The sequence below is a fragment of the Mesorhizobium sp. WSM2240 genome (assembly GCF_040438645.1).
In the GTDB taxonomy this organism is placed as follows: domain Bacteria; phylum Pseudomonadota; class Alphaproteobacteria; order Rhizobiales; family Rhizobiaceae; genus Allomesorhizobium.
Genome location: NZ_CP159253.1, coordinates 391,510 through 411,801 on the forward strand (window position 1 = coordinate 391,510; position 20,292 = coordinate 411,801).

The 20,292-nt window shown below is 63.4% G+C and carries 18 protein-coding genes and 1 riboswitch; of the genes, 6 read left to right on the top strand and 12 right to left on the bottom strand.

Annotation, left to right across the window (positions count from 1 at the left end; translation table 11 throughout):
• Positions 1-19 precede the first annotated feature (19 nt).
• From ABVK50_RS01890 to ABVK50_RS01905, 4 genes are read right to left on the bottom strand one after another with little or no spacing between them, the layout of a single operon-like run.
• Positions 20-1,030: a molybdopterin cofactor-binding domain-containing protein gene (locus tag ABVK50_RS01890; RefSeq protein ID WP_353643055.1), complete on the bottom strand. Its 1,011-nt coding sequence runs from the start codon at positions 1,028-1,030 to the stop codon at positions 20-22.
• Positions 1,017-2,393 carry a molybdopterin cofactor-binding domain-containing protein gene (locus tag ABVK50_RS01895; protein ID WP_353643054.1) on the bottom strand — a complete coding sequence of 459 codons (1,377 nt, stop codon included), beginning with the start codon at positions 2,391-2,393 and terminating at the stop codon, positions 1,017-1,019. The genes ABVK50_RS01890 and ABVK50_RS01895 overlap by 14 nt, the downstream gene beginning before the upstream one ends.
• 9 nt (positions 2,394-2,402) lie before the next feature.
• Positions 2,403-2,897 (bottom strand): (2Fe-2S)-binding protein, encoded by a 495-nt coding sequence (locus ABVK50_RS01900; RefSeq protein WP_353643053.1) that lies wholly within the window; start codon positions 2,895-2,897, stop codon positions 2,403-2,405.
• A 34-nt stretch (positions 2,898-2,931) separates the two neighbouring features.
• Positions 2,932-3,741 carry an FAD binding domain-containing protein gene (locus ABVK50_RS01905; RefSeq protein WP_353643052.1) on the bottom strand — a complete coding sequence of 270 codons (810 nt, stop codon included), beginning with the start codon at positions 3,739-3,741 and terminating at the stop codon, positions 2,932-2,934.
• A 157-nt stretch (positions 3,742-3,898) separates the two neighbouring features.
• Between ABVK50_RS01905 and ABVK50_RS01910 the strand changes: the two genes are divergently transcribed.
• Entirely contained in the window at positions 3,899-4,588 is a 690-nt protein-coding gene (locus ABVK50_RS01910; protein ID WP_353643051.1) for a GntR family transcriptional regulator, read from the top strand.
• A gap of 15 nt (positions 4,589-4,603) precedes the next feature.
• On the opposite strand, the gene ABVK50_RS01915 is transcribed toward ABVK50_RS01910, so the two are convergent.
• Complete coding sequence (locus ABVK50_RS01915; RefSeq protein ID WP_353643050.1) at positions 4,604-5,701, bottom strand: 2'-deoxycytidine 5'-triphosphate deaminase; 1,098 nt, start codon at positions 5,699-5,701, stop codon at positions 4,604-4,606.
• A 79-nt stretch (positions 5,702-5,780) separates the two neighbouring features.
• A riboswitch (SAM riboswitch) is annotated at positions 5,781-5,858 on the top strand.
• A 43-nt stretch (positions 5,859-5,901) separates the two neighbouring features.
• Here ABVK50_RS01915 and ABVK50_RS01920 point away from each other — a divergent pair.
• Positions 5,902-7,095, top strand: a complete 1,194-nt coding sequence (locus tag ABVK50_RS01920) for an O-succinylhomoserine sulfhydrylase (protein WP_353643049.1) — start codon at positions 5,902-5,904, stop codon at positions 7,093-7,095.
• Between the two features lie 38 nt (positions 7,096-7,133).
• Here ABVK50_RS01920 and ABVK50_RS01925 read toward each other — a convergent pair whose 3' ends face one another.
• Positions 7,134-8,264, bottom strand: a complete 1,131-nt coding sequence (locus ABVK50_RS01925) for an IS630 family transposase (protein ID WP_353643048.1) — start codon at positions 8,262-8,264, stop codon at positions 7,134-7,136.
• 669 nt (positions 8,265-8,933) lie between these two features.
• Here ABVK50_RS01925 and ABVK50_RS01930 point away from each other — a divergent pair.
• Entirely contained in the window at positions 8,934-10,274 is a 1,341-nt protein-coding gene (locus ABVK50_RS01930; RefSeq protein ID WP_353643047.1) for an MATE family efflux transporter, read from the top strand.
• A gap of 192 nt (positions 10,275-10,466) precedes the next feature.
• On the opposite strand, the gene ABVK50_RS01935 is transcribed toward ABVK50_RS01930, so the two are convergent.
• Positions 10,467-11,555 (bottom strand): quinone-dependent dihydroorotate dehydrogenase, encoded by a 1,089-nt coding sequence (locus ABVK50_RS01935; protein ID WP_353643046.1) that lies wholly within the window; start codon positions 11,553-11,555, stop codon positions 10,467-10,469.
• On the bottom strand, positions 11,552-11,899 hold the full coding sequence (locus ABVK50_RS01940) for a DUF952 domain-containing protein (protein WP_353643045.1): 348 nt from the start codon (positions 11,897-11,899) through the stop codon (positions 11,552-11,554). Before ABVK50_RS01940 ends, ABVK50_RS01935 begins: the two co-directional genes overlap by 4 nt.
• Before the next feature lie 102 nt (positions 11,900-12,001).
• Between ABVK50_RS01940 and ABVK50_RS01945 the strand changes: the two genes are divergently transcribed.
• Positions 12,002-12,445: a hypothetical protein gene (locus ABVK50_RS01945; protein ID WP_353643044.1), complete on the top strand. Its 444-nt coding sequence runs from the start codon at positions 12,002-12,004 to the stop codon at positions 12,443-12,445.
• Between the two features lie 22 nt (positions 12,446-12,467).
• On the opposite strand, the gene ABVK50_RS01950 is transcribed toward ABVK50_RS01945, so the two are convergent.
• Positions 12,468-12,878, bottom strand: coding sequence for a hypothetical protein (locus tag ABVK50_RS01950; protein WP_353643043.1), 411 nt, complete (start codon positions 12,876-12,878; stop codon positions 12,468-12,470).
• A gap of 324 nt (positions 12,879-13,202) precedes the next feature.
• On the opposite strand from ABVK50_RS01950, the gene ABVK50_RS01955 reads away from it, so the two are divergent.
• Positions 13,203-13,859 (top strand): response regulator transcription factor, encoded by a 657-nt coding sequence (locus tag ABVK50_RS01955; RefSeq protein ID WP_353643042.1) that lies wholly within the window; start codon positions 13,203-13,205, stop codon positions 13,857-13,859.
• Positions 13,860-14,061: 202 nt separating this feature from the next.
• On the opposite strand, the gene ABVK50_RS01960 is transcribed toward ABVK50_RS01955, so the two are convergent.
• The 3 genes from ABVK50_RS01960 to ABVK50_RS01970 form a co-directional block, all read right to left on the bottom strand.
• Positions 14,062-15,045 (bottom strand): threo-3-hydroxy-L-aspartate ammonia-lyase, encoded by a 984-nt coding sequence (locus tag ABVK50_RS01960; RefSeq protein WP_353643041.1) that lies wholly within the window; start codon positions 15,043-15,045, stop codon positions 14,062-14,064.
• 56 nt (positions 15,046-15,101) lie between these two features.
• Complete coding sequence (locus tag ABVK50_RS01965) at positions 15,102-18,596, bottom strand: PAS domain-containing hybrid sensor histidine kinase/response regulator (RefSeq protein ID WP_353643040.1); 3,495 nt, start codon at positions 18,594-18,596, stop codon at positions 15,102-15,104.
• Positions 18,597-18,859: 263 nt separating this feature from the next.
• Positions 18,860-19,465: a VOC family protein gene (locus ABVK50_RS01970; RefSeq protein ID WP_353643039.1), complete on the bottom strand. Its 606-nt coding sequence runs from the start codon at positions 19,463-19,465 to the stop codon at positions 18,860-18,862.
• A gap of 387 nt (positions 19,466-19,852) precedes the next feature.
• Between ABVK50_RS01970 and mscL the strand changes: the two genes are divergently transcribed.
• Complete coding sequence (mscL, locus tag ABVK50_RS01975) at positions 19,853-20,272, top strand: large conductance mechanosensitive channel protein MscL (RefSeq protein ID WP_353643038.1); 420 nt, start codon at positions 19,853-19,855, stop codon at positions 20,270-20,272.
• The last annotated feature ends 20 nt before the right edge of the window (positions 20,273-20,292 follow it).

A 20,292-nucleotide genomic window follows, 5' to 3' on the forward strand; every position in this document is an offset into this window, starting at 1 on the left:
GTCATTGTCCTTCGCTGGTTCAATTTGTCTGGGCGCGCAGGGTGTCGAGCCCGCGCAATATCTTTTCCGGCGTGATCGGCATCGAAGTGACGCGCACGCCGCAGGCGTCGAAGATCGCATTGGCGATCGCCGGGATGGGTGAGTTGGCGGTCATCTCGCCTATTCCCTTGGCGCCATACGGCCCGTTCGAGGCCGGGCGTTCAATGATCACCGAATCCATTTCGGCCAGGTCGCCGGGGCCGGGCATCAGATATTCGGAGAAGTCGAGCGGCCCGTGCGAGCGGTCCGGGTAGTAAGGTTCGGTGGTCTCGTAGAGCGCGTGGCTGATGCCCATCCATGCCCCGCCGACGATCTGCTGGTGAGCCAGTGCGGGATTGACGGCGCGACCGATTTCATAGGCATTGGTCATCTTGAGAACGGTGACCTCGCCGGTCTCATCGTCCACTTCCACCTCGGCGACGGTGCAGGCATGCGCCTGGCATGAATCCGGGTCCATCTCGCCGGTCTCCGGAACGACCTCGCTCTTCGGTTTCAGGAAGATGCCGCGGCCGGAAATGGTCTTGCCGTGCTTGAAGTGGGCGGCGAGCGCGACATCCAGCACGGCGATGCCTTTGTCCGGCGCGCCGTTCACATGGATACGGCCCTTCCCGTCGGTGACGAGGTCCCCGGCATCGACCTCGAGTTCGGTAGCCGCGATACTCATCAGCACCTCGCGGGCTTCACAGGCCGCCATGATGACAGCGTTGCCGATGCGGTGCGTGCCGCGCGAGGCGAAAGTGCCCATGCAGTGAGGCCCGGTGTCGGTGTCGGCGGTGTCGACCATGACGGTGTCATAGGGCACGCCGAGCGTTTCGGCGCAGATCTGCGCCGCGACGGTCTTGATGCCCTGGCCGAGATCGACGCTCGACAGCGTGATGACGAAACTGCCGGTGGTGGTTGCATGGACCAGCGCCTGGCTCGGATCACCGCCGAGATTCATGCCGGTAGGGTAGTTTACGGCGGCGACGCCGCGTCCCCTAAGCCTGGCCATGGCTTGCCTCCCGCTTCAGCGAAGACATCGATGCGAATTCCTGCGGTAGCGAATGTCCGGTCTGTTTCGCGGCCGCCTGGATGACCTCGACGAGGGCCGCTCCTTCCACCTTCTTGCGATGCGCTTTCATATCGCCGTCGCGATAGGCGTTGATGAGCCGGAACTGCATCGGATCCATGCCGAGGAAGCGCGCGACCTGGTCCATCTGCGATTCCAGCGCGAAGTCGCCGATAGTCACGCCGAAGCCGCGCATGGCCGAGGACGGCGTGCGGTTGGTGTAGACGCAATAGGCATCGACATGAACGTTGGGGATCGTGTACGGCCCCGGCATGTGCGCCGCAGCCTTGGTGGTGCCATAGGTCGAGTGGCGGCAATAGGCGCCGGCGTCGACATAGAGCGTAACTTTGCGGGCGACGATGCGCCCGTCCTTCATCACGCCGTCCTTGATGTAGATGCGTTCGGCGGCGCGCGGCGACGACACCTGCATCTCCTCGGCGCGGCTGTAGGCATACTTCACGGGCCGGTTGGTGAGCATTGCCCCCAGCGCCGCGATCGGCTCGACCATGACGTCGACCTTGCCGCCGAAGCCGCCGCCGACAGTGCCGCCGACGAGGCGCAGCTTGTTGAACGGCACGCCGAGGATCAGCGCCATGTTGTCGAGCGTGAAGTAGAGCGCCTGCGTATTTGAATGGACGGTGACGCGGCCGTTGCCTTCGGGCTTGGCGATGCAGCCGGTCGTTTCGGTCGGCGCGTGCTCGATCGGTGAGGATTCGTAGCGATGCTCGATGATGTGGTCTGCTCCGGCGAACGCCTTATCGACGTCGCCGAAGCGGATGCGCCGGCAATTGTGGCCCTCATAGACGAAATAATTGGTGCCGTGCTTCTTGAAGGGCGTCGATGTCATCGCCTCCTCGACGTCGAATACCGCCGGCAGGTCTTCATAATCGACGACCACGCGGCGGGCGCCTTCGAGCGCCGCCTGCGGCGTCTCGGCAAGCACGGCGCAGATCTGCTCGCCCCTAAACAGCACTCGATCTTCCGGCAGCACCGGCTCATCGTCCGGCTCGACGCCGATCAGCTTCAGGATCGTGTACCAGTTGTTGGGCACGTCCTTATGGGTCAGCACCCGCACCACGCCGGGCACTTGCATGGCCGGCGCAACGTCCAGATTGCGGATCAGCGCATGGTGACGGGTGGAGCGCACCATTTTCAGGTGCAGCATGCCGGGAAAGCTGAAATCCTCGTAGAACTGCGTGCGACCGGTGACGTGACCGCGCGCGTCGGCGCGCTGGACGCTCGTGCCGACCACGTCGAGTTCGGCCTCGCGCTCGGCTGAAAAGAAGCTAGCGTCGATCTTTTCCATGGTACTTCCTCAAGCTGCCCGGGCAGAGCCGGCAGCGCCCACGCGTTTGGCTGCGTCGAGCACTGCGTCGATGATCGCCTCGTAGCCGGTGCAGCGGCAGACATTGCCGGAGATGGCGCGGACGGCGTCTTCCCGCGTCGGGTCGGGGTTTTTCGCGAGCAGGCCGGCGGTCGCCATGATCATGCCCGAGGTGCAGAAGCCGCATTGTGTGGCGAAGCCTTCCAGGAATGCCTCCTGGATCGGGTGCAGCCCCTGCGCCGGCGTCAGCCCCTCGATCGTGTCGACGCGAGCGTCGTCGACGGTTTCGACAGGCACCATGCAGGACATCACGGTCCGACCGTCCAGCAGCACGGTGCAGGCGCCGCAAGCGCCCTGGTCACAGCCGCGCCGCGTACCGGTCAGCCCTTGGCTCTCGCGCAAGGCGTCGAGCAGGGTGGCGCCCGGCGCGACCAGCATCTGCCGCTCGGCACCGTTGATGGTTAGCGATACGACTGCGTGCTTCATGGCTTCCTCCCGGTGACTCTGTCTTCGATGCTGCCTAGTCGCCGATCAGCGCGCGCCTGATGTGGACCGGCGTCACGCGTCTGCGGTACCAGGCGCTGGCATAGGCGTCGTCGAATGGCTCGATGTCGTTGCCCGCCGCTTCGGCTGCGGCCATGACGCTTGCGCGGTCGAGGGTCTGCCCGAGCAATTTTTCCTCCACCGACTTGGCCCGCACCGGATGCCTGGCAACGCCGCCCAGCGCGACGCTGCAATTGGCAACCTTTCTGCCTTCGACCCCGATCACTGCCGCCACCGTGACGATCGAAGCGGAATTGAAGGCGCGGCGCGTAGCCTTGACGAATTTGAAGGTTCCCGGCGCAGGCAGCGTGAAGGAAATCTTGGTGACGATTTCGCCTTTCGCGACGCCATGACGGACAAGGCTTTCGACAGGCTCGAAGCGCGCCGCGCCGCCATCCGCGACGGCGGCGGTGGCGCCGAGCGCAATGAGGCAGACGGCAAGATCGCCATAGGGTTGCTCGACGAAAAGGTTGCCTCCGACGGTGGCCATGTTGCGGATGGTCGGGGATGCGATCGTGTCGATCGCCGGCCCCAGGAAGGCGAGCTCCGGCCTCTCCTGCAATTCGCTAAGTGAGGTGGCCGCGCCGATGGAGACCTTGCCGTCGCTGACAAAGATTCCGGAGAGACCGGCCTTGCGGAGACTTACCAGCGTATCGAAGCTGTCCGTGCCGTAATTCAGAACCGGCATCACTACCGTACCGCCGGCCATCAGCGCCGCGCCGGGATGCTTGGCCAGTGCTTCCTGTGCGAGGGCGAGCGAGCCCGGCACGATTACCGCCTGCAACATCGGTGTCCTCCCAGACGAGAGTGGGCTTTCCGCCTCTTGATTATCCATTATCGATAAACAAGAATTATTTTGTCAACCGCGATGGCGGGAAATATGATGCTGCATTGCGCAAGCGGCGAAGCGGCGACCTTGAAGGCGGAACGGGCGGACAGTGGGCATGAACCAACTGCGCAAGATCGGATCAGCGGATACAGCGCCGGAGGCGGCGTTCGTGAACGTTCCCCTGCGCCAGCGGCTCAAGGAGGCGCTGCTGCGGCGCATACTGGGCGGCCACTACCATCCCGGCGAACGGCTGGTGGAATTGCGGATTGCGCAGGAATTCGGGACGAGCCAAGGTCCAGTACGCGAGGCGCTGCGCGAGCTGGAGGCGACCGGCCTCGTCACCAATTTACCGCGGCGCGGGACATATGTCGCCGAGGTGATGGGCGAAGGGCTGCGCGAGATCTATGCGGTGCGCGGCGCGCTCGAGGAGCAGGCGACCAGGACCGCCACGGCCAAGCGGAGCTGCGATCTGGCTCTTCTGCAGCGCGAGGTCGACATGATGCATGCGGCCGCGCTGGCGGCCGATACGCATGGCGTGGTCGAGCATTCGGTAAAGTTCCACCGTGCCATCATGCAGGCGGCCGGCAACCGGCTGCTGCTCAACATCTGGCAGTCGCTGCAGATCGAGACCCGCACCACCATCACGATGCTGGTCGAAGGCCTCGACCTTGTCGAGATCGCCGACAGTCATCAGCCGATCGTCGACGCGATCGCGAGCGGCGACGCCGAGCGGGCGGCGTGCGTGGCGCGCGAGCACCAGGAATATTTCGAGCGGCTGCCGGTGCCGACGCGCACCGGATCCTGAGTTGCGCGTCCGGCGTCAGTCCGCCGGACGAAAATGCTTCGAGAGTTTCAGGCCCTGCGCCTGGTAGTTCGAGCCGAGATCGGTCCCGTAGAGCGCTTTCGGCCGCGACAGCATGTGCTCGTAGACGAGGCGGCCGACGATCTGGCCGTGCTCGAGGATGAACGGCACTTCGTGGCTGCGCACTTCCAGCACAGCGCGGCTGCCGGTACCGCCGGCGGCCGAATGGCCGAAACCGGGATCGAAGAAGCCGGCATAGTGCACCCGGAATTCGCCGACCAACGGATCGAAAGGCGTCATCTCGGCGGCGTAGAGCGGAGGCACGTGCACCGCCTCGCGCGACACAAGGATGTAGAACTCGTCCGGGTCGAGGATGAGTTCGCCCGCCCCGCCGCGATTGTAGAGCGGCTCCCAGAAATCATAGACGCCGTGGGCGGCGCGCTTGTCGACGTCGACCAGGCTGGTGTGGTGCTTGCCGCGATAGCCGATCAGGCGGCCGGCATCGCCGCTGAGGTCGATCGAGAGCGCTATGCCGCCGCCGGAAATGTTCGGCATTTCGGATGCGACCAGCGTTTCGCCAGCGTGCAGCCGGTGAAGCTCCGTTTCCGAAAGCAGCGCGTTGCCGATGCGGAAGCGGATCTGGGAAAGCCGCGAGCCGGTGCGCGCGATGATCGGGAAGGTGCGGGGGCTGACCTCCAGATAGAGCGGGCCGGAATAGCCGGCCTGGATCTTGTCGAATTCCTGGCCGCGATCGGTCATGACGCGGGTGAAGATGTCGAGGCGTCCGGTCGAGCTTTTCGGATTTGCCGAGGCCGACACGCCGGCCGGCAGGTTCAGGCTTTCGAGCAGCGGCACGATGTAGACGCAGCCGGTCTCGAGCACCGCGCCGTTTGTCAGGTCGATCTCGTGCAGCTTCAGCCGATCGAGCTTTTCCGAAACGCGACAGTTCGGTCCCGGCAGGAAGCTGGCGCGCACCCGCCAGGCTTTCTCGCCGAGCCTCAGGTCGAGGCTTGCCGGCTGGATCTGGTCCGCGTCGAGCGCTTTGGCAGACACCAGCGCGCCGGACTGAAACAGCCCCGCAATGTCCTGGTCCGGAAGAATGCCCGTCTGCCGCAAGCGCGTCCGCTCCTTTAAAATATCCGGCGAGGTTTAATGAAGCCGGCAATTGACGCAAGCCGGCCGTGGGTCTAATGGACATTTATCCCGTGGTGATTTGGCCGGTCGGCTTGCAGCCACGTTAAATAAATCGCTAAAGGGCCGTTGATGGACCGGTTGCGATTTTCGCGGCCGGTTTTTTGTATTTTGGGGACAGCGCAATGACCATCGAAAAGAAGCGCAACTGGAAGCCAGCCACCCAGCTCGTGCACTCCGGAACGCTGCGTTCGGGCTTCGGCGAGACCTCCGAGGCGATCTACCTGACGCAGGGCTATGTCTACGACACTGCCGAAGCCGCCGAAGCCCGTTTCAAGGGCGAGGAGCCGGGCTTCATCTATTCGCGCTACGCCAATCCGACCGTCGACATGTTCGAAAAGCGCATGTGCGCGCTGGAGGGCGCCGAGGACGCGCGCGCCACGGCGTCGGGCATGGCGGCGGTGACGGCGGCGATTCTGTGCTCCCTCACGGCCGGCGACCATATCGTTGCCGCGCGCGCGCTGTTCGGCTCCTGCCGGTGGGTGGTCGAGACGCTGGCGCCGAGATACGGCATCGAGGCGACGCTGGTCGACGGCACCAGGATCGAGAATTGGGAGAGGGCGGTGCGCCCCAACACCAAGCTCTTTTTCCTCGAAAGCCCGACCAACCCGACGCTCGAAGTCATCGACATCGAGGCCGTGGCAAGGCTCGCCAATTCGATCGGCGGCCGGCTGGTGGTCGACAATGTATTCGCCACCCCGCTGCAGCAGAAGCCGCTCACGCTCGGCGCGCATGTCGTCGTCTATTCGGCGACCAAGCACATCGACGGCCAGGGGCGGTGTCTCGGCGGCATCATCCTGTCGGACAAGAAGTGGATCGACGAGAATTTGCACGACTATTTCCGCCACACCGGCCCGAGCCTGTCGCCGTTCAACGCCTGGACGCTTCTCAAGGGGCTGGAGACGCTGCCGCTGCGGGTGCGCCAGCAGACGGAAAGCGCCGGCAAAATCGCCGATTTCCTGGCCGAGCGGCCAGAGGTTTCGCGCGTGATCTATCCGGGACGCAGCGATCATCCGCAAGCCGATCTCGTGAAGAAGCAGATGCTCGGCGGCTCGACGCTGATCTGCCTCGACCTGAAGGACGGCAAGAAATCCGCCTTCGCCTTCCAGAACGCACTGGACGTGGTGCTGATCTCCAACAATCTCGGCGACGCCAAAAGCCTGATCACGCACCCCGCGACCACCACGCACAAGAACCTCTCCGACGAGGCGCGCGCCGAACTCGGCATCGGGCCAGGGACGCTGCGCCTTTCGGTCGGGCTGGAGGATACAGACGATCTGCTGGAGGACATCGAGCAGGCGCTGCGGGCGGTGGGGTGAGGTAACACGTCTATTGGCGGTCTGCCGCAGGGGACAGTTTACTTTTTTCCGCCAGCGCGAACCTCTAGACTGCCGCTGCCTTTCCGCGGAAGAAAGTAATACCCGGTCTGGCCGATAACCCGAAATTGCTCGGGTCGAACGATAACGAAATTGTCGTTGACGGTATCGCGGATGGTCTTCCAGTTCCGCGGCAGGGTGGATTTGAAGAAGCGCATGATGGCGTCGGCGAAGGCGCGGAAATTGTCGTAGTAGCGGTTGTGGGTGACATGCTCGTGCATGACTTTCCACAATCGCTCGATGGCGTTGAGATTGGGGGCGTAAGCGGGCAGGAAATGCAGCCGGATGCGGCATCCTGGCCGCGTCAGCCAGCCTCTGACGGCCTCGCCGCGGTGAACCGGCGCCCGGTCGAGGATAAGGTGGATCACACGTTTGTTTGGGTTGGCGCGCTCCAGCTTGGCAAGCAGATCGATCGTCGTCTGTGTCGACATCTTCAGTGTTTCGATCAGCTGCAGGTCGAAGTTCTCCAGGCACAGTGCGCCCATGAGGTTCATGCGTTCACGGCCCTTGCCGCGCTTGACGGCGAGCTTGTCGCCGCGCCGGATCCAGCCATAGGCCGGCCGGCTTTGATACTCGGGATGCACGGCATCGCTGAAGTAGACGATCTCGTCGGGCTCGAGCCGGTTGAGCAGCTTATCGTAGCAGGTCACGAAAGCTTCCTGCGCCGCCGCGTCGGCCTTGGCCGGCAGCCCCTTGGGCTTGCGGTAATCGAAACCCAGCCGGTGCAACAGCTGGATCATTCCCGGTTTGGAATAGGCGATCCCGTAGCGCCGTTCGACATGCGCCATCACCGCCGCCGTGCTCGGAAAAAGCTTGGCCGACAACGTCTCGACCAGTTCGGCTTCCTGGCAGCGCGACAGCTTGCTCTGGCTGCCCTTCCAGCCGAAGCTCCGCAACGCTTGCGTTCCGTCGGTGGTAAAAGCCTTGTGCCAGCCGCGCACCGTGTCGTCGTCGAGGTAGAGCGCCCGCGCTACATCTTCACAGCTCCAGCCGTCGTCCAGCAGCAGGATGGCGTTGGCACGGCGCGCAACCCCGTGCCTCTCCGTCGGCCGCCGCACCACCGCCTGCAGATAGGCACGCCCTTCCTCGCTGAGAAAACCGCCGCGAATCATGCGGCCAAAAGAATCGACCCCAAACTACCTGTCAACCTCTTCTTCGCGTTGTCAGCGAGTCGGGGTAAAACTGTCCCCGGCACGCATCTCTCCGTTGCCACGCTGCGTTTCCGCCCTGGCTGTTGCAAGAAGTCGGGAAGCGGGGCGCATGGCCTTGCCTACCGAAACTTAAATACGTGGCGCAGCTTCCGCGCCCCGCCGGTGTCTGTCGCCCGGTCGACCGGTCACGCGCCCCGCTCCATGTTCTTTCCATGGACAATGACGCGCGGATGATCCGCCTTCAGCCAGGCATTGGCGCCTGGCTTCCGGAATGCCGGCCCGTCGGACGCCCTCGGAGCCATGGGTTCCGATCCCATGGCGGGAGGTCACCGCCGTTCTGCCTGATACCCGGTGCGCACCAGGTCCCGCCAGAACGGTGAGGCCATTATGCGGGAGGGCTAGATATGTGGACAAATCGGGTGCGAAGATTTTTCAAGAATCTGACATCCCATTGATACGGAAGGGGTATTTCTTCGCTTTGGCCGAAATTGGTGTGGATTCTATCCACAAAGGAGGCTGTTCGACGGTTGAGCCCTCCAATGATTTGCCGCGGGCTTCGGCTTGCGCCGGCATGGCCGCCGTGGGACATGTTCCGGCCCGCCGGTAACTCAGGGAATCGAGCGCGAAAGTATGCGGCAGCAACAGCCAGAAGCGGTTTCGGCGAGACCTTTCGCGGTGACGCACCGCAGCGTGCTGTCGATAGCCATACCGATGACGCTCGCTTATCTGACGACGCCTATGCTCGGGCTGGTCGACACGGCCGTGGTCGGGCAATTCGGAGACGCAGCGCTTTTAGGCGGCCTGGCGGCGGGCGCGCTGGTGTTCGACGTGGTCTTCACCACCTTCAACTTCCTGCGTTCAGGAACAACCGGGCTGGTGGCGCAGGCATTCGGTCGCGGCGACGAAATAGAGGAGCAGGCGGTGTTCTGGCGCGCTTTCGCCATCGCGCTGGTCGCGGGCCTGGTGCTGGCGGCATGCGCGCCGCTGGTTTCGATCGTTGGCATCTGGTTCATAGATGCGGAACCCGGCGTCAACGCTGCGCTGGACGAATATGTCCGAATAAGGTTTCTCGGGGTGCCGTTCGCACTGATCAATTACGCGATCCTCGGCTATGTGCTCGGCAGGGGCGAGGGCGGGCTCGGCCTGGTCCTGCAACTCGTCCTCAACAGCATCAACATCGCGCTGTCGATCATGCTCGGCTTGTGGCTCGCATGGGGCGTGGCGGGCGTCGCTTGGGGCACGGTCATCGGCGAGTTCGCGGCCATGCTGCTCGGCCTCGCCATCATCGTCGTCCGCTTTTCAAAATCGCCACGCCTGCCGCGCGAGCGGCTTCTGCACGCCGAACCGTTCTGGGCCATGGTTTCACTCAACCGCGACATCATGATCCGGTCCTTCTCTCTGCTGGCGGCGTTCGCCCTGTTCACGCGACAAGGCGCGCAGTTCGGCACGCTGACGCTCGCCGCGAATGCGGTGCTGATGAACTTCTTCATGATCTCGGGCTTCTTCCTCGACGGATTCGCGACCGCCGCCGAGCAACTGGCAGGGCGCGCCGTCGGCGCGCGCAACGTTACCGCCTTCCGGCGAGCCGTGTGGCTGACGTCGATATGGGGCTTCGGCCTTGCCGGCGTCGCCTGCGCCGCGTTTCTGCTCGCTGGGCGCGACCTGATCGCGCTGATCACGACGGCGGAGGATATTCGCGACATAGCCTCGGCCTATCTGCCATGGGCGGCGTTCACTGCCGTCAGCGGCGTGCTCGCCTTCCAGATGGACGGCGTCTTCATCGGCGCGACCTGGTCGACCGACATGCGCAATATGATGCTGCTCTCGCTTGGCGTGTCCGTGGCCGCCATGCTGGTGCTGACCGGGTCCTTCGGAAATCACGGCCTGTGGGCGGCGCTGCACATCTTCCTGGTCGTGAGGGGACTGAGCCTGCTGGCGATACTTCGGCTGCGGCTTCGGACATTCAGTTGAGGCCGGCCTGCGGCTTTCACGGGGTTCCAGTTTGCGCTGCCCCTCACCCTTACCCTCTCCCCATGAAAAATGGGAGAGGGAGACATCCGCGTTGCTGCCAATCGCCGTTGGCGGAAACTAGCGTCAGCGACGACGCCCCCTCTCCCCGGTTTTCACGGGGAGAGGGTAAGGTGAGGGGCGATTTGCAAAGCGCTAAAGCGGCTTGGCGGCCCAATGGTCCAGCCGGCTGTCGCGTAGACTGCCAATGCTTGAAAGGCCCTCGCGTTCAGCGAAACGCGCCATATCGCCGACGATGCGGCCGGGGAGCGCCGGACCTGCATAGATCATCCCGGTATAAAGCTGCACGAGATCGGCCCCGGCACGGATTTTTTCGAGTGCAGTCTCGGCGGAGTTGACGCCGCCGACGCCGATCAGCGCCAGATCGGGCCCGACGAGCCGGCGCATTTTTGCGAGCACAGTGGTGGAGCGCTCGAATAGCGGTTTTCCCGACAGGCCGCCGGCCTCGCCCGAAAGAGCGACCGATTGCAAAGTGGGGCGGGAGATCGTCGTGTTCGAGACAATGACGCCGTCGATCGCAGCGGCGGCGACTTCGGCCGCTATGTCCTCGAGCTCGGCCTCGGCCAGATCGGGTGCGATCTTCAAAAACAGCGGCGTTTTTCGCCCCGCGCCGTCGGCAAGCGCCGCCCGAGCGGCGGTGACGCGTGACAGGAGTTCGGCGAGCTCGGTGCGCGCCTGCATGTTGCGCAGACCCGGCGTGTTGGGCGACGAGATGTTGACGGTCAGATACGAGGCGTAGCGGGCGAAGCGCTTCACGCCCAGTCCATAGTCGGCGATGCGGTCGGCGCTGTCCTTGTTGGCGCCGATGTTGACGCCGACAATGCCGGGGCGGCCGGCCCGCGCGGCGAGCCGCTCTTCGCAGCGGACATGGCCCTCATTATTGAAGCCAAGCCGGTTAATGACGGCTTCGTCCTTCGTCAGCCTGAAAATGCGCGGCTTCGGATTGCCCGGCTGCGGCAGCGGCGTGACGCTGCCGATCTCGGCGAAGCCGAAGCCGAGATTGAGCAGCGCATCGGGCACTTCGCCGTTCTTGTCGTAGCCGGCGGCCATGCCCAGCGGGTTCGGGAAATCCAGCCCGCACGCGCGGACCTTCAGCCGGCGGTCGACGGGCGGCCTCGCGGCGACCGGCAATCCGCATTTCAGCGCCTTGATCGACAGGCCGTGCGCAGTTTCCGGATCGAGCGTGAAGAGCAGCCTCTGGCCGAGCCGGTCGATGGCGTTCATGAAGGCTCCAGCGGCGGAAATTCATGGCCGTTCGCGCCGAGCGGCAGCGGCTTCGCCCAGATCACCGCGGACAGGTCGAGAGCGCCGTAGAGATGCGGGAACAGCGCGCCGCCGCGCGAAACCTCGTATTTCAGCGCTGGTCCGAGCCTTTCGGCGTCGATCGCCACCAGGAGCAGGCCGGACTGGCCGGCGAAATGGCGCGTCGCTGTCTCCTCGACCTGATCGGCGGTGGAGAAGTGGATGAAGCCGTCGGCGATGTCGATCGGCGCGCCGGAAAACACTCCGGAATTTTCGGCCTCGCGCCACAGCGCTTCCGGGCATATCTTGTAAACGGTCTGTCGCATGCGGGCCCTATAGGCCAGAAGCCGGGCCGGGAAAAGGGAGGCGTCTCCCTATTTACGGCGAAAACCGCGGGCATCCTGCCCCGATCGCGAATGGAGGAAGTCATGCGTGCCACTGCCACCGTCGCTGCTGCGATCGTCATGTCGTTTGCGGGCGCACCGGTCTTCGCCCAGGACAATACCGACCGCTATACGCTTGAGAAAACCGACAGGGGCTATGTCCGGATGGACCGGCGGACCGGCGAGATGTCGCTGTGCGAGGAACGCTCCGGCCAACTCGTCTGCAAGCTGGCTGCCGATGAACGCGCCGCTTTCCAGGCTGATACCGAGAGGCTAGAAGCCGCAATCGAGGCGCTCGAGGAGCGGGTCGCCAAACTGGAGAGTGGGCTGACGGCCAAGCTCGACCAGGCGCTGCCGACGGAAGAGGAATTCGAGAAGACGATGGGCTATATGGAGCGGTTCCTGCGCCGCTTCATGGGCATCGCCAAGGATTTCGAGGAAGAGCCGGAAGGCCCGAAAACTCCGCCCGCCGACCCGCAGAAGACCTGACGGATAGCTACCCCGAGACGACTCATTCCGTCGCCATGGCCGGGCTGACCTCCGGCTGGTAGGCCTCGAAGCCGAACATCACGAAAATCATCGAGATGGCGAAGAACAGGCAGGCGACGGCGAGCGAAGCTTGCCCGAACCGCGCGTAAACATCGCGCATGACCGTCGCGAACACGAAGCGCGAATGCTCGTTGGCGGGCCGCGCCTTCTGGTCGAGATACATCCAGACTTCGGTCGACTTCGGATTCTGGCGGGCTGCGGCGTAGGCCTTCCAGATCAGGATCGCGGCCATCAGCAGGGTCAGCACGGCGCCGGCGCGGAAGGCCGACACCGGATTGAACGAGAAGCCGACCATCACGCAGGTGATCGCCAGCGTGCCGAACATCACGGCGCGCCCGACGCAGAAAATGGCGACTTCCCTTATTTTATCCATCGGGGGATCCGGCGTGAGATGGATTTAACTGTGCAGAGGCAAGTCGGTTCCCTGCAAGTAAATTTCCGGCGATCTGCGGGGTGTGCCGGGATTCAGGTGATGCCGGCCTGCAAATGGTGGCTTTCTGCGCTTCCGGTGCTCACGTACCTGAATGTACGGCTCCGCTCCGGTTCTCGAAATCCGCCATTTTCGACTCGGCCTGAGCTGAATCCCGGCACACCCCAAGCAAGGGCCCTCTCGATTGCGGCTTGAAAACCCCGCTCATCCCCGCATAATCGGCGATCAACCGCTGGCACGACATAGCGGAGGGATGGGGAGGGTTCATTGCCGTCAGGCTACAAGTTCGTCATCGCGGACGACCATCCCCTGTTTCGCGGCGCGCTGAAGCAGGCGCTCGGCGGCATAGCCGATGTCGCGACGATCCTCGAGGCCGGAGATTTCGAGGCGACGAAGGCGCTCGTTGCGGCCAATGAGGATGTCGACCTCGTGCTGCTCGATTTGTCGATGCCTGGCGCCAGCGGCCTTTCCGGCCTGATCTCGCTGCGCGGCATCCATTCGGCGGTGCCCATGGTGGTGGTGTCGGCCCATGACGATGCCGAGACGATACGGCGCGCGCTTGAACTCGGCGCGTCCGGCTTCATCTCGAAGTCGGCGAGCATGGAAGACATAAGGGCGGGCGTGATGACGGTGCTGTCGGGCGGGATCACGGCGCCTGTAGGCATCGACCTCGGCGTCGAGCGCGACCCCGAAATTTCCGACCTGATCAAGCGGCTGCAATCGCTGACCCCGCAGCAGGCGAGGGTGCTCGGCATGCTGGCTGAAGGGCTTCTGAACAAGCAGATCGCCTACGAACTCAGCGTCTCGGAAGCGACGATCAAGGCGCATGTCTCGGCGGTGCTGCAGAAACTTGGCGTGGACAGCCGCACCCAGGCGGTGATCCTGCTGTCCAAGATCGGAACCGACCCGCTGCCGGCGGCTTGAGATTCAGGTGATGCCGGCCTGCAAATGGCGGCTTTCTGCGCTTCCGGTGCTCACGGCCCTGAATGTACGCTCCGCTCCCGTTCTCGAAATCCACCATTTTGGTCGCTTCGCGCCCTCTTCGATTCCGGCGCGGCCTGACCTGAATCTCCCATCGCCTAGCGAGCAGCGCGATCATATCCGAAAAGTCCGCAACCTTTCGGGATCATGCCCCCAGAATCGCCGCCAGCACTTTCAGGTCGACATTGCCGCCGCTGAGCAGAATGCCGACCCGCTTGCCGGCGCAGGCGACCGCGCCATGCATGACGGCGGCGGCGGCGAGGCAGCCTGTCGGCTCCACGATCAGCTTCATGCGCTCGGCGAGGAACTTCATCGTCTCGATCAGTTGCGCGTCCGAGATCGTGACGATGTCGTCGACGTTGTCTTTCAGGATGGGGAAATTGTGGTTGCCGAGATGGGTGGTGAGGGCGCCGTCGGCGATGGACTTCGGCACGGGGATGCGAACCACTTCGCCCTTGTGCAATGATTGCTGGCCGTCATTGCCGGCCTCCGGCTCCACGCCGACAATTGTGCAGGCGGGCGCCGTCGCCCGGGCAGCGAGCGCGCTGCCGGCAAGGAGGCCGCCACCGCCCAGCGGCACGACAAGCATGTCGATCGGCCCGACCTCCTCGATCAGTTCCAGCGCGGCGGTGCCCTGTCCCGCAATAATTTCGGGATGGTCGTATGGCGGGATCAGAGCCGCTCCGCGCTCGGCGGCGAGGCGACGGCTGATCCCCTCGCGATCTTCCGTGTAGCGGTCATAGAAGACGATTTCGGCTCCGTAGCCCTTGGTCGCGGCAATTTTCATCGCCGGCGCGTCGCTCGGCATGACGTTGGTCGCGGGAACACCCTGGAGCCTGGCCGCGTAGGCGACCGCCTGGGCGTGGTTGCCGGAGGAATAGGCGACGACGCCGTTTTGGCGGACGCTCGCCTCCAGCGCGGCTATTGCATTGTAAGCGCCGCGAAATTTGAAAGCGCCGCCACGCTGAAGGTTCTCCGCCTTGAAGAACAGGCTTGCGCCCACCTTCGCGTCGGCGGTTCGCGAGGTCAGGACCGGCGTCTTGTGCGCGGCGCCTGAAATCCGCGCCCGCGCCGCCAGCACATCCTCGAAGGTGGTTATGCGCAGCGAAGGCGATGAGGATTCGATCACTGGGTATTCTCCGGATTCAGCCTGCAATGAATTTGCCGTGTTATCGAGCGCGTCGCCTATTCCGCCGCCTGCGCCATGCGCCGCACGCGCGTCATCATCGAGCGCAGGGCTGCGGGCTTCACGGGCTTGTTGATGACCGGCACGTCGATCAGCTCGGCCGCCGCACGCACCTCGTTGGAGCGGTCGGCCGTGAGCAGCATTGCCGGCGTGCCGCTGCCGTAGAGCGTCCTCAGCTTACGGATCGCGTCGAGGCCGGTTTCGCCGTCGAGATGGTAGTCAGCGAGTATCAGATCGGGAGCCAAGCCGGCCGGCTGGCTGGAATCGAAGGGTTCGGAGCTCGCGAAGGCCCTGGCATTGCAGCCCCAGCCTTCGAGAAGCAGCCTCATGCCTTCGAGGATGCGGGCGTCGTTGTCGATGCAGATAACGTTCAGGCCGCTCAGCGCGCCGGCGGCGGGCAGCGGCGTGCTGGCCTCGGCGGCGAGGTCGGGCTCCAGCGCCTGGGTCACCGGAAGAATGACCGAGAAGCGCGTGCCTTTGCCGCGGCCGGAATCGATCTGGATTTCCAGGCGCAGCACCCGCGCGATGCGATCGACGATAGACAGGCCGAGGCCGAGCCCCTGCGCCTCGCGCACGCCCTCGTCGAGGCGGGTAAATTCGCGGAAAACGGTGTTGAGCTTGTCGGCGGGAATGCCGATGCCGGTGTCGATGACCTGCAGCTCGGCGAGTTCGCCACGCCGCCTGACGCCGACCAGAACGCGGCCGCTGCGCGTGTATTTGATGGCGTTGGAGACGAGGTTCTGGATCAAGCGGCGGAGCAGGTTCCGATCGGTCTCGACGGTCAGCGAAGATGGAACGATCACCAGTTCGAGGTTCTTTTCGGCGGCCATCGGCTGAAAATCCGTGCCGATCTGGCGAAGCAGGCCGTCGAGCCGGAAAACCACGGCTGCGGGCTTCATGGCGCCGGCGTCCAGGCGCGAAATGTCTAGCACCGCTCCCAGGATGGTTTCCACCGATTCCAGCGACGATTCGATGTTGGCGGCGGCCTCTCCCGGCGCGCCCCGGCCGGCCTTCTCGATCAGCGAGGCGCAGTAGAGGCGGGCGGCGTTCAGCGGCTGCAGGATGTCGTGCCCGGCGGCCGCCAGGAACCGCGTCTTGCCGAGATTGGCTTCCTCGGCGAGCATCTGCGCCTGCGCTAATTCTTCGTTCACGCGCATCAGTTCGGCGGTACGGCTCCGGACGCGCTGTTCCAGCGATTCATTGGCGCTTTTCAGTGCAAGATCGGATTTCACGCGAGCCGATATGTCGGCATAGGTCGCGACGATGCCGCCATCGGGCATCGGATTGGAACGGAGCTCGATGATCCGGCCGCTGGTCTTCAACTCGATCTGCCACGGGCTGCCGAATGTGGTGAGCCGGTTGAGCGTCGCGATACGGGAATCGGTGGGAATGTCGCCGCGCGCCGCCAGGAAGCGCAGGATCTGGTCGAGCGAGACGCCTACCTGGCCCATCTCGTCGGGAAGATCGAACAGGGCGCGATATTGACGGTTCCAGCAGGTCAGGCGGAAATCCTGATCGAATACGGTGATGCCCTGTTCCATCTGGTCGAGCGCGATCTGGAGGAGGTCGCGATTGTGCTGGAGAGCTTCGGTTGCGTCATCGAGCAGGCGGAAGGCATCCTTGGATGCGCTGTCGTGGCGCTGGAACAGCAGCGACAGGATCAACCGCGCCGACGATGAGCCGACGGCGCTGGCGAGCAATTGCTCTGAAAAGCGGATAACGGCCATGCTGGCCTGCTCGTTGCCGTTGAGTTTCAGGCCGCCGGCGTTCTCGAAGGTCTGGAACGAGCGCTCGGTGCGTTCGACGCCGAGATAGCGGGCGATCGTGTCCTTCAGGTCGTTTACGGTGATGGCCGTGCGGAAACGCCTGAGGCTCGGCATCGGGCTCGCGTCGCGCGGCACAAAGATCGACGCCTGGATGCGTTCGAGCGGTACGGAGGCCCGTGAGAGCGAACCGAGCACGAAGAACAGGAGATTGACCGACAGGCTCCACATGACGCCGTGGTTGAGCGGTTCGGCGATCGTGCCGAACAACGCCTGTGGCCGCAGCGCCTCGATGCCGAAGGGACCATGGAGCAGGATCTGCGCGTCTGGCGGGCCGAGAGACGGCAGGAGCAGTGTGTAGGTCCAGACCAGTATGCCCGCCGCCATGCCGAGCGCCGCGCCCCGGCCATTGGCGCCGCGCCAGATGAGTCCGCCGAAGAAGGCGGGGGCGAACTGGGCGATGGCAGCGAACGACATAAGGCCGATGGACGCCAGTCGCGCATTGTTGGTGCTTTCGCGGTAGTAGAGGAATGCCACGAAAAGAATGATGAAGATCGAAGCCCGCCTGATGTTGAGGATCAGGCTCGACCAGTCCTCCGTTTCGCTGCCTTCCGATTTGAGCAGCCGGCGCACGAAAAGCGGAATGATCAGGTCGTTGGAGATCATGATCGAAAGGGCGACGCTGGCGACGATCACCATGGCGGTTGCCGCCGACAGGCCGCCGATGAAAGCGGCCATGGCCAAAACGTCCTGGCCGCTCAGCAACGGCACGGACAAGACGTAGAGATCGCTGGTCGTCTGCGGCCCGACAATCGATATGCCCGCAAAGGCGATCGGCAGCACGAACAGATTGATCGCCACCAGATAGAGCGGAAACACCCAACTCGCCGTCCGGAGTTCGACTTCGCTGCGGTTTTCGACGATCGTCACATAGAACTGGCGCGGCAGCATGATGATGGCGAAGCCGCTGATGACGGTCAGCACCAGCCAGGTGCCGAGCGAAGTGCGATAGCCCATCGCGTCGCGGATTTCGGCGTTCTGCGCAAGCCTGGCGATCATGTCGCCCGGCCCGTCGAACAGGACGAAGGTGACCATCAATCCGATTGCCAAGAAGGCGGCGAGCTTCACCACCGACTCGACCGCCACGGCAAGGATCAGCCCGTCCTGATGCTCGGTTGCGTCGGCGTGCCTGGTGCCGAACAGCACCGCAAACAGCGCAAGCAGCATGGCGACGGCCAGCGATATGTCGCTGACGAAGGGGTCAAACGACGGCGGCGCACCGGTGTAGTGTTCGACCATCAGGCCGACGGATCCGGAAATCGCTTTGAGCTGCAAGGCTATGTAGGGAACCGCGCCTATGGTCGCGATTAATGTGGCGATCGAGGCGACGGCGAAGCTCTTGCCGTAGCGTGCGCCGAGGAAATCGGCGATCGAGGTTATCTTTTCGGCCTTGGCGAGCTTGATGATCCGCCGGAGCAGTGGAAAGCCGAAGATGAAAACCAGGACGGGGCCGATATAGATGGCCAAAAATTCGAGGCCGCGTTCCGACGCCAGTCCGACCGAGCCGAAGAACGTCCAGGACGTACAGTAGATGGCGAGGCTGAGCGCATAGATATAGGGCCGTGGTCTGCCCGCACCTTTCGTCGCGGCCCGCCGGTCGCCCAGGCTGGCGATGACGAAAAGCAGCGTCACATAGGCGACCGCGATGATGACGATGACCCAGCCCTGCACGCCCGGATGTCCTCCCTTCAGGCATTCGCCCTGAGGACTCAAGGCAATCACAGCTTCGGTGGCAAGTCCATTGCGCTAAGCGCGCTCCAGTTCTCGAAAGCACCATTCTGGACGTTGCCTTGTCTGAATCTCGACACGCGCTGGTGGTGAAGTCTGACGCTTGGTACCCGCTTGGAATGCAGAGAACGACCCCATTGCGGACCAAGACGATGCCGGAGGGACCGACATCGTCCTTCGAGGCAGGGGGGTTGAATGGTGACGGGTCAGTCGCCCGGACCAGCAAACAAAATGAGATTTCCATCTGGGTCTAGAACAATGAAGTTTCTAGCGCCCCACGGCTCTTTCCTGAGGACTTGATGGAAGGGCACCCCTACGGCCTGGAAATTCAGAAAGAGCTGCTTGATCTCGTCTGCAGTATCGACGGTAATCGAAGCGGAGAGTAGATGTTCACGTTGCCGTATGTCGCCAACGAACACAGGTTCGCAAACCAACCTAAGAGCGAGTTGCGCTTTGTCACGTATAACCTGTCCGTAAAATGGCGGGTCGCCGTAAACAAAGTCGACTCTGAAGCCTAGTTTGGTGGTGAAGAATTCACACGACGCTTTGATGTCGGCGACGAACAGTTGTGCTGAGGTTGAACTTAGAACGGGTTCAGGTACCGTCTGTTTTTTCTGATCTGTCATGGCTGGGGCTCCTGTCTTGAGCGCCTGCCATCCCTCGAACCCCAATTGACGCGCGATCAGCTCCTGCGCGTCGCTCAGCCTAAAGCTTGCCTCCAGAACTTGATTGTCATCGAGATGCCGGAAGCGTGGCAACGCAGCCCTGATCTCGGCTGCGACCGGATAGTACCGTTCGCGGTGCCACCGCAAATATTACTTGGCCTGCTTCTTGAGGTTTTCGAGATTCGGCATAGGCGCAACTGTGGTCACAGTGTAGGCGGGCATTGCCCTTTCAACGTTACACCGGTGCGCCCTACGCAGCGCTGCGAACGTGCCTTGGCAATGAACAGTTGTCAATCACCGCACCCCCTCGTGTAACCCAGTAGTCATCTAGAAACCGAGCCGAATGACCGCAGTCCACCCAAGGCGGCCGTTGTCTTCGGGCAACAATGTCGGGTTGTCACCGCTAGGTCGATCGGCGGGGGCGAACTGGATTTGGAAAAGTTTCCGGTTTTGCAACCGGAGGTTTTTGCTATTGTGCGGTTGCTTCAGCGGGGAGCGGCAGATCCGGACGTGGCCACGGACAGGAGAGGGAAGATGATCAGGGAATTTCAGGAATTCATTTCAAAGGGCAATGTGATGGACCTCGCGGTCGGCGTCATCATCGGCGGCGCTTTCGGCCTGATCGTCTCGTCGCTGGTCGGCGACATCATCATGCCGATCGTGGGAGCCATTTTCGGCGGCTTCGATTTCTCCAACTATTTCCTGCCGCTGTCGTCCAACGTCACCGCAGCTTCGCTAGAGGAGGCACGCAAGCAGGGCGCAGTATTTGCCTATGGCAACTTCCTGACGGTGCTCATCAATTTCCTCATTCTCGCCTGGATCATCTTCCTGATGGTGAGGGGCGTGAACAGCATGCGCCGCCGGCTGGTCGCGGAAAAGCCGGTCGAGCCGGAGGCGCCGCCCGCCGACATCGCGCTGTTGAGCGAAATCCGCGATCTGCTGGCAAAAAGATAGATTCAGGTGATGCCGGCCTA